This window comes from Flavobacterium sp. MMLR14_040 (assembly GCF_033657265.1).
Taxonomy (GTDB): Bacteria; Bacteroidota; Bacteroidia; order Flavobacteriales; family Flavobacteriaceae; genus Flavobacterium.
In genome coordinates, this window is sequence record NZ_JAWVWO010000002.1 from 209,843 (window position 1) to 222,273 (window position 12,431).

Sequence of the window (12,431 nt, forward strand, 5' to 3'; positions counted from 1 at the left end):
AAAAAGACAACAAAAGAGGATAATAAGTTTATTCATTTACACTATCTTTTTTAACAGATACAGAATCTGCTTTAGCTCTTCTGACTGTTTTGGGTTTAGCGGCAACATCGCGTTTTTCGCGCAGCGCTTTATATTGTTCGTATCCTTTGTTTAACTGATCATACAATAAATTACCAATTGCTTTTGCACCGCGTTGATTAAAATGTGTGTAATCTTTATTGGCTTTCGCCGGAGTTTCATCAACCCATTTCACCATCGATCCGTCTCCGCCCATTAAAGTGTATAAATTTACAAATCCCGACTCAGTTTCAAGTGCATATCTTTTTTGTGCTTTCATTAAGGGCACAACGGCAGAATCTGTTTTCATTTCCAAATCATATTTGGTTGATTTATCAGCGGTTGAAACAATTAATATAGAAACTCCCGGAAAAGATTCCTTGATTTTATTTACGGTTTTTTTCATTCCTTTTTCGTACCAGGAATAATTTTTGGTTCCGTAATTTAACACATTTGTTCCGTAATGCAGTACAACCAAATCATACTTTAAATAGTTATTAAAAGCCTGCATCACATCGGCATTAAACATAGAAATTGGCAACCCGGAATTTCCTCTTTGCGAGAAGTTATCTACATGAACTCCGCTTCCGTTATCAAAATTAAAACCATAAATAGGGATTGAATCTGCCTGAACGAAATTGGCCTTAAAGGCTTTTATACTTCCTGAAGCTACTTTTAAGCTATTAACTAAGTTATTCGGAACTAGATTTTTTCGCAATGTATCTTTTCCTATAATAAAATTGACATTTCCTTTTCGATGTGATTTTCCGTAAAACAAAGTTGGATTATCTAACACAGATACGTGTTTGTTAAGCCCGGCTTCGTATTGTACCCAGGTTGGATTTGTTTTATCATTTGCAAAGAAAACATGACCGTTTACACCAAAAGGATTTATTGGATGTTTTACATTTAGATACGATTGTGCTTTCCAGTTTTTAGAATAAGACGATTTTACCGAACCTCTGGACGCAGCAGATTCTGAAGATATAGAAACAAAACCAACTCCGTTTCCTCCAAAACGTTCCTGATAATTATTTCGAACATCCTGAACAATTAAATCACCATCGGTCATAGAATCACCGTAATAAGCAATCCTTACTTTGCCTTGTGGATTTTTTTCTAACTGATATAATTTCTCGTAAAAAGAAATCAGGTATTGGTATCCTTTATAGTTTTCAAAAGTTTCTGTTGGAAATTCAATTCCTTCTGTTGCATCAAAAACAATTTTTTCCTGAGCTTCCTTTTTCTCTATTTCGGCAATACTATCGCCTTCTTCAGACAACGAATCATTTGCAACCGACTCCAGAAGCAGGCTGTCTATAAGTACACTTTTAGAATCGACCTTGCTATCCGGAAATATCTTATTCGGCAAAACTTGTTTAAATCCTATAAAAGCGATAAATGCTAATGCAACGATGGCAAAAGACTGAAAAAAATATGATTTTGTGTTCACTTAGTAATTATAAATTTTGAAGAATAGACTCACAAAAACTTCATCTCAATTCTTGTTAATTCCTTATAAAAAATACCTGCAAAGATAGAATTAAACCTTAATTTATAGTTCTTTTTAACAATAAAAAAAGAGGTCAGATAAATCTGACCTCTCTCAAAAAAAAATAAAAAAAACAAAGCTAATGATTAACTAGATTTTTGAATGTATAATCATATAGGAAATGAAAGAATCTTTCTCTCTTTTAGATTTTTCATTATGAATTATTTCAAGATAGCGTATTGGAATGTAGGATAACCTCTTTCTCCAGCAGCATTTACACCAGCTGTAAATCTAACTTTATAAACATTTCCTGCTGGATCTTTAACAACAAAGAAACGATCTGATCTTGCAGCAAATCCAGAAGTTGGATTACCATTTGCATCTGTTCCTGACACAGTTCCTCTCCAGTTTGAACCAATATTTCTTTGATCGTCTGTAAATTTAGCGTTGTCAACATTTGCTAATGTGAAAGCATCATATGTAAAAGCGGTCGTAAGAACCTGATATGCTTTCGCACCACCTTTAAGGTTATTCAAAACAAAATCAGCGAAATTATAAGGAGCCAAACCTCCTGTAGGTGTAGGCGTTGTATTAGTGAAACTTGTGAAACTAATATCCCATTGTGTTTTTTGAGGTTCTACACTAACTGTTTTCTTATCTAATAAACTTAAGAATGTAAAGTTATATGCTACATTTTTTGAAACAATGATTTCTTCATGAGTTGTAGCTGCAAGATCTGCATACTGAACCTTATAATCATTACCACTTCTTAAAATTCTAACTTTTTTCCATCCTCTAGAAGGTCCTGTACCTGTACCTTCAGATCCAACTTTAGGATCAACTGTCCCAGGATTACTTCCCATATTGATAACATATACTTTGTTATCAGCATCTGTTGCTGAAATTACCGCAATAGCTGTTTTAGTAATATCTCCTGCAGGGTCATCAATTTGAGTAGTGCTTCCACTACCATTAACAAGCATAGTCTCATCTTCTGCTTGAACTTCATCAATATTTACACTGGTCGTTTCCTTAGCAGTCATTCTCACAGTGTGGTTGATTATTACTCTAAAATCTGTCCCAGAGTAGAATCCTAAATCCCATGAAACTCTAGGAACAGCAGTCATTTTTCCACTGCTTAAATCAACGAAAACCTGATTTGGCTCTGTTGGTCCTCCAACTTCCGGAGCTAATGCATTTCCTAAAGAAGCAGTTTCGTTAAAGTTTACCTGAATTGATTTGTTTTCAGAAATTACAGTATTAATAGTTGCACTGCTAATAGTGAAAACAACATTTTTCACTTCACCTTCTATAGCTTCTTTTAATTTCTTGAATGTAAAAGATACAGTAGATACATTTTTTTCAAAAGGTACAACAACAGTATTAGCTGTTACTGCGGGAGTAGTACTAAAATCTGTACCAGTTGCTACTGCAGTTTCAGTAACAGTCAAAGTTAAAGATCCCGCTGATGCAGTTGGAGACGCGAATTTAATCTCGATCGGAGTTGATTCTGCTGATAAATTTAAGGACGTAGAAGCAAAAGCTACCGCATTAGCCTCAGCCACTTCATCATCACTGCTACAAGCTCCAATAGCAACTATTACAAAAGATAGTATTAAAATAAAATTCTTTTTCATGGTATTGATTTATTAATTAAAATTTAGATTATATGAAAGTTTTAAGAAGTAAGATCGGCCGTAACCTAGCATCTCAGAGGCTGTTCCTCCTCCTCCGTGTGCGCCACCACTAGCATCACCGCCGCCTCCATTTTGCACAGATTGCAGATTGGTAACATCGAAAAGGTTTCTCGCTCCAATGGTAACTTCGAATTGATTTTTAAAGAATGTTTTTCGAATAGAAGCATCCATCCAACTAAATGGCTTAAGTTCGTTTAAAAAGAAACCAGGTTTTCCATCAATGTCAGACCCTGCGACGTATTGTTGCTGCTGTCCATTGTATTTATAAAAAACAGCCAATAAAGTATTCCATTTTGTAATATTATAAGAGATACTTGAATTTAATCTGAAAGAGTAGAAAAATTTATCATCAGATACTAAATTTTCAGCTGCCAAATCAAGTCTTCTGGAAATTCCAACTACAGCTGCACCTAACATTATATTCCAATTTTTGTAAGTATATTGCTCTACTGTTGAAATGTTCCACATTTTATATCTGTTGATATTAACGTATTTATAATGCAAAGGAGCTACCTGTATTGTAACAAGATCAATTCTATCGTCAACATCCAGATACGTAACAGCTAAGTTGTTCGAGATTTGAGCGCCAGAATCAAAAGTACAAGCTCTTTTCAAGCTAAACTCATAAGAAGTACTTGTTTCAGGAATCAAATCTGCATTTCCTTGCATGTTATGGTTTGAGTCTACAAAATAAGTATACAACTCATCAAAGTTTGGAGTACGATAAGATTTACCTAAAGAAGCTCTTGCTTCTAATCCTTTATCAAAAAGATATCTTAGACCTAAAGAACTTGCATATTGATTATCAAAAGCGCTTTGAAATGAAAATCGGAGACCCGGACGAATTGAGAATTTATCATTTACACCAATTTCAGCAACCGAATAAATATCATAATTCTCAAGTCTTTTTCTAATATCTACACCCTGCTGATTATCATCTCTAAAAGCTCCTACTGAAGAATCATAAAAACCATTCTCGCTTGTAATTTCGTAACCAAGCTGAAAGTCTATCTTTTTATTATCAAAGAAATTACTCAGTGCCCCTGTAGAATAAAAAACCTCTTTTGATTGATACGTATCTCTTTCGTTATCTATCTCTTGTTTTGTATCTAAATGATAAACAAAATTCTCTAAATCACGCTCTTGTTTCTGTTGAGAAACCGAAACATTATACTTTAACTTGGAAAAAAGATTTCCACTGGCATTTAAATGGTGGTAATAACGATTGGTTATATATCTTTTGTCTCTCGAAAAATACGTATCAGCAAATGGATAATTGTCTTGTATATTTACAATCGGATTATAGTAGTGAACATCTTCACCATAATAATCAAATTTGTAAAAAATTCTAAAAGCATCTTTTTGGTAGCCCAAAATGGCATTTCCTACCAATTGCTCTTTTGGAAGCTGTGTATATCCTCTAAATCCATCATTTTTATCATAATCCTTCCCTTGCATATTATCATAATAACCAGCCATCACATTGCGGTTTCCTCCAATATTTACAAACCAATTTTCATTAAAATTATGACCAATTTTAGCTGATTGAATATGACGGCCTTTATCAAAAAATGCAAATTCCTTACCTACTGTTTCTTCCTGGACAGTTGCGCTGATCTGCCATTTATTACCACCTCCTTTTTTAGTAATAATGTTTAAAATACCAGATACAGCATTTGCTCCATGAGTTACACCCATTGAACCTTCTATAATTTCGATTCGCTCAACATCATCAAGATTTACCTGGGTTAAATCGACATTGGTCCCCATTCCTGTATCACTTACTAAAGGTATATTGTCAACCAAAATCTTAAAATACTGCGCATCTAATCCAAACATAGAAACTTTTGAACGTCCATCATTTCCATTAGATGTCACACTAATATTTAAATACTGATTTAAGACGTCAGCTAAGTTATTTGCTGCCAGCTGCTTTATATTTTCTTTAGATATAACACGAACATTAAAAACTGATTTTTTTATAGATTGTGGCTCAAACTGACCTGTAACAACAACTTCAGACAGTTTATTTATAGCTATAGTATCTTTTTCCTGAGCAACAGAAATCTGACAAAAAAGGAACGCAGCAAAAAGGGTGATTTTAATTTTCATTATTTTTATTCAGTCTTAATAGTGGCGCAAATATATAAACTATTTTTATTTGTTCTAAATAAAATTTATATATTTGCGAAAAATTAAAACAAAATAAATTTAAGTTATGATTTCAAAAAGTCTTTATTTTTCAGCCGTAATGGCTTTGGCATGCAGTCTTGGCTTTAGTCAGGATAAAAAGCAACAAGACATTAAATCGATAAAGTCGATGTGTGGTTGTTACGAAGTGAAGTTTAATTTTACAGAAACTTTTCAGTATCCCAAAGATTCTGCAACTTATAAACCATCAGAAACGAAACACGAATCTGCATTGGAATGGGTTGAGCTGCTGGAAGACACTCCAAACAAAATCGTAATGCAACACTTATTGATTGTAAGTGACGACATGATTATCAAACACTGGAGACAAGACTGGATTTATGAAAACACAGACTTATATGCATTTGACAAAGGCACCTCTTGGAAATATAAAAAATTAGACAAGAAAGCCGTTAAAGGTCAATGGACTCAAAAAGTATTTCAGGTAGACGATAGTCCAAGATATGAAGGATCTTCAACTTGGGTACATGTTGATGGAGAAAATTACTGGTCAAATGTTGCTGATGCTCCTCTACCAAGAAGAGAACAAACAAAACGTAATGACTACAATGTATTAAAAAGAAGAAACATTCACGAAATCACTGCTACAGGTTGGAATCACGAACAAGACAATGCTAAACTTATTAGAGATGAAAGCGGAAAAGATGTTTTATTAGCAGAAGAAAAAGGAATGGATATTTATACTAAAGTTCCGGACATTAAATGTATTGCCGGTCAAAAATGGTGGAAGGAAAATAGTGCCCTTTGGAAAAATGTTCGTGACAAATGGCAAACTCTTTTTGACAGACACCAAGATCTAAACCTTGAAGCTAAAGTAGACAGAAAAGCACTTTATTCTCTTTTGTTTGATTTGAAACCAAGTGCTACAAAAGCAGAAACTGATGCAATCATCAACAAGTTTGTAAAATAAAATATTTGTGTTAGTTGCAAAAAGCCAGTAGTTCTAGAACTACCGGCTTTTTTATTTTAATAAAACTTAAGGTTTTGAAATCTCAAAATTCAACTCATCTTATTCATCCTCACTAAAACCAGTTCTTCTGTTTCCTTCATAAGAATAAAGTATTCCTGGCTCATTACTGAATTCTGCTTTAAAGGAAATTTTATCAACTTTATGACCTCCTTGGGAAATAGCAGCTTCTTTTTCAACTTTACCATTTGTAATAGTTACTGTTACTGAACTATATTCATTTGAAGCAGATGAAGTCGAAAATGAACCGTCTTTCTCAAAAGTAACTTTGATCTTGAATTTTTTAAAAGATTTCTGATCGTCTAACCACAAAGTATTATTGTTCGCGGCCGTATTATAAGTAGAAAATAGTTCGTGTTCTGAAACTTTTCCAGATGCGTCAGATGCATCAATAAACCATTCACCTGCCAAATTTTTAGCTGATGTTCCTCCCGTAGTAGTTTCACCAACTTCGTCACAACCAATAAATGAAGAAAGTATAAGTACTGTAGCAATTGTGCCTGTTATAAATTGTTTTATTTTTTTCATTTTAAAAATTTTAATTTGATCGTGTAAATTTTCTATCTGCTGTTCCAAAGGCTGAAGAAGCAATAATAGACCATTGCCAATGGTTCGGGTCAGTTATAATCCCGTTGTTGCTTTCGGCAGAAATACCAGATTTAGAAGTTTTTTCCTGATATGGTGCATAAATTTGTTTGTCGTCTATATTATAAAATTCCAAAGTTATTTTATCATCGCCATCAACATATCCCGTAGCATTGTCACATTTATATATTCTATCTCCTAATTTTGTGACAATATTATTATTACCGCTTCTGGTAAAAGTACCGGATAAATCTATTGAACTGGGTTGTTCACTTAAAACAATCACTGTACGTGTAATATAAGATGGAAAACCGTCTCTATTTATTGAAGAGTATTTAATTTTATAAACAGAAGGTTTACTTGTATTCACCATTCCATCAATTTTAACATCTAATTTTTCTCCACCAGATTCAGCCTGAGCTCCTATTTCCGTATATGTTTCTCCTTGTGTAAGAACCACAAGTGCATCTCCATTCAAGGACATATTTGAGTAATGCGTTATTTGCGATACATTATCCGTAGAATCTGTTTCACAAGAAGTAAATAATAGTCCGGAAACTATCATTCCTAGTATAAATATTTTTTTCATTTTTTGCTTTTTTTAGTTAACATTCCACCATACCGGAGCCGTTATCGCCTGTAAAGCCGGTGCATTTGGATTTCTTGATTTTACGATACTAGGCAAAACAATCCTTTTTGGAAACTTCCCTCCTGTTACATTTTCTACAGATACTGCAAATTGCCCGGGGATATAGGATTCACTTACCTGAGAAACAGTAGATATTTTTGGGTATCCTGTTCTGTTTTGCTCCAAAAAAGATTCATATCCATTTCCAGGAAAACTTGCAATCCATTTTTGAGTAATAATAGCCTCAATTTGTGCAGCAGTTCCTGTTGCGGGAAATTCGTATTTACCTCCGGCAGCAACAAATGCATCGGCATTTCCACCAAATCTTGTTATTGAGGCCTGAACGCCTAGATCATATTTAGCTTTAGCTCCCGCTCCATCGAAATATCTTGTAAGTGCTTCTGCTTGTAAAAAATTGCTTTCTTCCTTACTAATAAAAAATACAGGTGTTATTGGACTTAATAATACTTGAGAAAGATTGGTTGCTTTATTCTCAAAATCACCTTGACTATTTGGACTTCCGGCTCCATAATATTTATTTAAACGAGGATCAGCATTAACTTGTAGATAAGAGTACAATGTTTTACTAGCTTTCAGGTTTAAAGTACTATTCAATTTTCTTCTGTCAGACTCATATAGTGGGTTACTTTGATCAGCTGCATCAACAAACTGAGTCAATGCGGCGTCAACATCTAAAAATTGGGCACCTGAATTGATTAAAGCTTTTATTCCTAATTCGGCTAGTGCGGGATCAACTGCTGTTAATCTCATGTGTAATTTTAACAATAAAGTATTACCAAATTTTGTCCAGTTTGCCATTTCACCTTTAAAAAGTAAATCATCACCTGCAGGTGCTATTCCCTTAGAAGAAGTTAGGTCTTTTGATAGCGCTAATTTTAAATCAGCAATCATTAGATTGTAAGTTTCTTTACCTGTATTGAATTTAGGCTGCAAAATATTTATATTATTTGCTTCAGCGTACGGAATAGCATCATATAAATCGGTCATTACCTGAGAGCCTTCTACTTCAAGAATCGTTGCCATTAAGTAATAATTCCAGTTTTCTTCTGCTAATGCTTGTGTTTTTACAACTCTGATATCATTCAAAGCATCGTACATAGCAGTCCATGCCGGTTGATAATCGTTTGTTCCAATAGTATAAGAATCAACATTTTTATATTGATTGGAAGTATTATTTTGTGTCCAAAATTGAGACCAAAATCCGCCAATTAAAGCGTAGTAAGATCCTTGCGCACCTGCAAGACCAACTATACCAGCAGGAAGGATAGTACTATTTGCCTGTCCGGAAGGCAAAGTATCGGGATCTCTATTAATATCAAATGTTTCATCACATGAGACTAATAAGAATAGTACTGTAATTAATGTTGCTATTTTTTTCATTTTTCTATATAATTTTAGAATGATAATTTTAAAACTCCACCTAAAGATCTTTGCGAAGGGTTAGATCCAAATTCTCCAAAGTCTGAAAGTACACCAGTTCCATAAGTTCCTACTTCAGGATCTGTATATGGATTATCTCCCGGAGTCCACATAAATAAGTTTCTACCATAGATACCAAGTGACATTTTGTTTAATCCTATGTTTTTGGTAAAATCAGAAGGGAAGTTGTAACTCAAATTAATTTCTCTTAATCTTATGTAAGTTTTATCAATTACATGAGTTGGTTCAATGCCCGGATTATTTGAGGTATTGTAAAAGGTAGATACTTTATCCCAAGCGATTGCCGTTGTGTTTTCCGTATAAGTAACATCTTTTGTTACAGCATCTACATGTTCATTAACAGAATTAGGAACAATAAATGGATTTCTGTCGTTATAAGTAGTTTCAATACCATTTCCTGTAAAATGAGATAGTCTTTTAGTATATGAATAAAATTCACCTCCTTGTTTCCAGTCTAATGAGAATCCTAGATTAAAGTTTTTGTATTTGAAAGTATTTTGAAGTCCCATTACAAAATCACGCTGCGAATTGCCAATTCTCTGAAGATCACCACTTACTTCATACAATCCCGTATCAGCATTTACAATATATTGTCCTGCAGCATTCATTTTTGGAACTTGCGAATAAAATGTACCTATTGGCTCTCCTTTAGCGGCTGAATAAGTAATACCATAAGCCGTTGCTAAATCAATTCTGTCAAAACCATCAGCCAATTTAGTAACTTCGTTAAGGTTTTTAGTAAAAGTGTAAGTCACATTCCATGAAAAATTTGAGTTTTTGATCGGGCTTGCTGTAATAGAAAGCTCAATACCTTTATTTACAACATTTCCTGCATTAATGGCTTTCGTTAAATAACCCGTTGAAGGATCTAAAGGCAAGTTAACGATCAAGTCTGAAGTTGTTTTATGATATACTGCAATATCATAACTGATTCTATTTTTGAAAAATGATCCCTCTGCTCCAACTTCATATTCAATTGTACTTTCTGGTTTTAATTCCGGATTACCTAGTTGTCCGTAAGCTTCATAATAACTAATTCCTCCAAGCGGAGACAAAATTTTACCAAAATTAGCAGCAGCATCTCCTGAAACATATGAATTTTCAGTTGAATAAGGAGTAGTATCATTTGCAATTTTAGAAATAGAACTTCTTAATTTTAAGAAAGTTTCTCCGTTATCAATTACAATGGCACCAAGGGATAAAGCCGGGTAAAAGTAGGCATTGTTACCAATTGGTAAAGTAGAAGTAATATCTTCTCTACCTGTAAGGGTAGCAAAATACCTGTTTTTAAAAGCAAATTCTGCAGATGCATAAACCGCACCGGTTTTTCTTACGGTATTAGTTTGTTTAATTTTTGCTCTAAATGGAGTGTTTGAAAGCTCATAATAGTTTGGAACTCCAAGATTTGTTATTGAATTAGTTAATTCATCAGATTCCCTTTTGTTATAGTTGAAACCTCCTAAAAGATTAAAATTCCAATTATCATTTAAACTGGTATTGTAATTAACATTGAAGAATGTATCAAATTCACTATATTCAGATCTTCCTTCTGTAACTCCACCTACAATTTTATTGGTTTTTGCAATAGCCTGTGGTGTTCCCGGAAGATAATCTACAATAGCTCCGTAACTTTTCAATCTTTCTTGTCTTAAGTTACCGCCTACTTGCCATGAAGCTGTTATTTTATCTGTTATTTTATAACTTAAATTTACGTTTCCAAAAATATTATTTCCATATATTTTTGTACTGTTCTCATTAATTGAGAAATAAGGATTTGAAGAATAAGGAGTAAAATAATAACCTGGAGTATTAAAAATATTTCCTTTATAATCTCTTAAATCTACTACACTAATATCTCTCGGGATTTGCAATAAATCCTCTTGTAATGTAGACCCTTGACCAGCATCATCACCTTGTCCTGTGTTTACAGCACTTTGATTTTTGTAAACATAATTAAAAGCGGTTCTTAATGTGAATTTTTTCGATTTCAAACCACCATTAAAACCTAAAGATTGTTTTCTATATAAATCCGCATCAGTTGGTACAATTCCATCACTGTTTACATTTGAAAATACTAAAGAGAAATCTGAAGCATCTCCTCCACCGCTAAGGTTTACGGATTGTGTAGATAATAAACCTGTATCGTAAAAATCTCTAATATTATTTTTTAATCCAACATAAGGTTTAATTTGCTGGCTGTTATTAAAGACTGTTCCCCACGGTCTCACTTCACCATTAAATGCAGGTCCCCAAGAACCATTTTCATTACTGTATGTATTAGTTCCTGAATATCCGACACCATTCCAGCCTTGTCCAAATTGATTTTGTAAGTGAGAGACTCTTGCTGCTTCGCTTAATTCTGTTGAAGCAAGCATATCCACTTTTATTCCTGAATTAGTTTTTCCTTTTTTAGTTGTAATGATGATAACCCCACCCCCAGCTCTTGAACCATACAATGCAGAGGCAGCAGCTCCTTTAAGAACCGTCATGCTTTCTATATTATTAGGATCAATATCACTAACACCATTTCCTGAATCATAAGATCTCTTAGAAGAAGCCACTCCGTCATTACTCGTTCCTGTTGCTGTATTATTAATAGGAGATCCGTCAACAATATACAGAGGACCTGAATTTCCTGTTATTGTATTTAAACCACGAATAACAACTTTTGTAGAAGCTCCAGGTTGTGAAGGTGCAGTAATGTCTACTCCTGCAATTTTTCCTGAAAGCGTTTCAAATGGATTTGTATTGACTACAGCGGTAAGCTGCTCTGATTTTAAAGTTGTCGTAGCATAACCCAAAGATTTTTTTTCTCTCTTAATACCAAAAGCAGTTACAACAACACTTTCAAGTTCTTGTGCAGCAGCATCTGCTAATTTTACATTGATAACTGAGGAACCTGCTGCAATTTCCTGCGTTTTCATTCCAATATAGCTAAATATTAAAATTTGATTTGATTCGGCTTTAATAGCATATTTTCCGTCAAAATCAGTTTGCGCACCAGTTTGAGTTCCTTTAATTAACACAGTTACCCCTGGCAATGGTATACCTGTATTGTCTGAAACGGTTCCTGTAATTTTTTTCTCTTGTGCAAATGTAAGTTGCATAGCAAAAGCAAAAAAAAGCATCCCAAATACCTTCATTTTTTGTTTCATTATTTTATTATTTTGATTTAATTGAGCGCAACTTATCAAATTAATATAATTTTAACAAGAAAATATTATCATTTAACATTTTAAAAAGTAACTAAAAGATTACTTTTACTTTAATATATCAGGAGAATTTTATAGTAACTTATTTTCAGCAAAACAGTTAGGCCGCAAAAAAAGACGC

8 protein-coding genes are annotated in these 12,431 nt (G+C 33.6%); 1 reads left to right on the forward strand and 7 read right to left on the reverse strand.

The genetic code is table 11. From position 1 onward, the window contains the following. Positions 1 to 28: 28 nt before the first annotated feature. From SD960_RS03665 to SD960_RS03675, 3 genes are all read right to left on the reverse strand, one after another. Positions 29 to 1,510: an SGNH/GDSL hydrolase family protein gene (locus SD960_RS03665; RefSeq protein WP_318801010.1), complete on the reverse strand. Its 1,482-nt coding sequence runs from the start codon at positions 1,508 to 1,510 to the stop codon at positions 29 to 31. A 260-nt stretch (positions 1,511 to 1,770) separates the two neighbouring features. Then, positions 1,771 to 3,186, reverse strand: coding sequence for an HmuY family protein (locus SD960_RS03670; protein WP_318801011.1), 1,416 nt, complete (start codon positions 3,184 to 3,186; stop codon positions 1,771 to 1,773). A gap of 12 nt (positions 3,187 to 3,198) precedes the next feature. Then, the gene (locus tag SD960_RS03675; RefSeq protein ID WP_318801012.1) at positions 3,199 to 5,358 is read right to left on the reverse strand and encodes a TonB-dependent receptor plug domain-containing protein; all 2,160 of its coding nucleotides are present in this window, start codon (positions 5,356 to 5,358) and stop codon (positions 3,199 to 3,201) included. A gap of 106 nt (positions 5,359 to 5,464) precedes the next feature. Between SD960_RS03675 and SD960_RS03680 the strand changes: the two genes are divergently transcribed. Further along, entirely contained in the window at positions 5,465 to 6,367 is a 903-nt protein-coding gene (locus SD960_RS03680) for a DUF6607 family protein (RefSeq protein ID WP_318801013.1), read from the forward strand. A 99-nt stretch (positions 6,368 to 6,466) separates the two neighbouring features. On the opposite strand, the gene SD960_RS03685 is transcribed toward SD960_RS03680, so the two are convergent. From SD960_RS03685 to SD960_RS03700, 4 genes are read right to left on the reverse strand one after another with little or no spacing between them, the layout of a single operon-like run. Continuing rightward, the gene (locus SD960_RS03685) at positions 6,467 to 6,952 is read right to left on the reverse strand and encodes a lipid-binding protein (protein WP_318801014.1); all 486 of its coding nucleotides are present in this window, start codon (positions 6,950 to 6,952) and stop codon (positions 6,467 to 6,469) included. 10 nt (positions 6,953 to 6,962) lie between these two features. Continuing rightward, entirely contained in the window at positions 6,963 to 7,574 is a 612-nt protein-coding gene (locus SD960_RS03690; RefSeq protein ID WP_318801015.1) for an immunoglobulin-like domain-containing protein, read from the reverse strand. A gap of 36 nt (positions 7,575 to 7,610) precedes the next feature. Further along, entirely contained in the window at positions 7,611 to 9,038 is a 1,428-nt protein-coding gene (locus SD960_RS03695) for a SusD/RagB family nutrient-binding outer membrane lipoprotein (RefSeq protein ID WP_318801016.1), read from the reverse strand. A gap of 14 nt (positions 9,039 to 9,052) precedes the next feature. Beyond that, positions 9,053 to 12,253, reverse strand: a complete 3,201-nt coding sequence (locus SD960_RS03700; RefSeq protein WP_318801017.1) for a SusC/RagA family TonB-linked outer membrane protein — start codon at positions 12,251 to 12,253, stop codon at positions 9,053 to 9,055. Between the last annotated feature and the right edge of the window lie 178 nt (positions 12,254 to 12,431).